Origin of the sequence: Mycobacterium sp. E342, assembly GCF_001667665.1 — a bacterium.
In the GTDB taxonomy this organism is placed as follows: Bacteria; Actinomycetota; Actinomycetes; order Mycobacteriales; family Mycobacteriaceae; genus Mycobacterium.
In genome coordinates, this window is the sequence record NZ_LZJM01000273.1 from 1 (window position 1) to 599 (window position 599).

1 protein-coding gene is annotated in these 599 nt (G+C 64.6%); it reads right to left on the bottom strand.

Features of this window, described 5'->3' with window-relative positions; translation table 11 throughout:
* Positions 1–560 (bottom strand): phosphotransferase family protein (locus A5692_RS21610; protein ID WP_231984401.1); only part of this gene is annotated, 560 nt, incomplete at its 3' end.
* Between the last annotated feature and the right edge of the window lie 39 nt (positions 561–599).

Here is a 599-nt window from a genome sequence, read left to right on the forward strand (position 1 = left end):
GCCTCGTAGTAGGGCAGCGCCGAGAGATCACGTCCGGTGCGCTCGGCATAACGGGTCGCCATTTGGGAGCGAGTCGGATAGCCGTCGGCGCCGCCAGCCTGGAGGGTGATAACGGGTTCCTCACCCGGCTCCGTCCAGCGCGCCAGCAGATGTCCGATGTCGAGCAATGGATCACCGATGGTGCCGGTGTCCCAGTCAACGATTGCGGCGAGCCTAGCGGGCGGTTGCGGGCTGACCATGACGTTGAACGGACTGTAGTCGCCGTGAATGATCGCTGCCGGGCTCATCGCGGGTATGTTGGCGGTGAGCCAGTCACTAAGGAAGTCCAGCTCGGGAAGGTCGCGTGTGCGATAGCGGTCGAGCTGAGCCAACCACCGCGGCACCTGGCGCTCCAGGAATCCCTCCGGCTTCCCGAGCCCATCGAGAGCCCTTGCCCGCCAGTCGACTTCGGCGAGATGGACGAGCCCGTCCACGTAGGCCATGGCCAAGTCGTGCCGCAATTCGGGATCGCCGGCGAACGGCTCGGGCAAGTCGAACCCCGGCGTGAATCCATCCACCACGCCCATCAACATGAACTCAGAACCAAGTACGTCGGCATC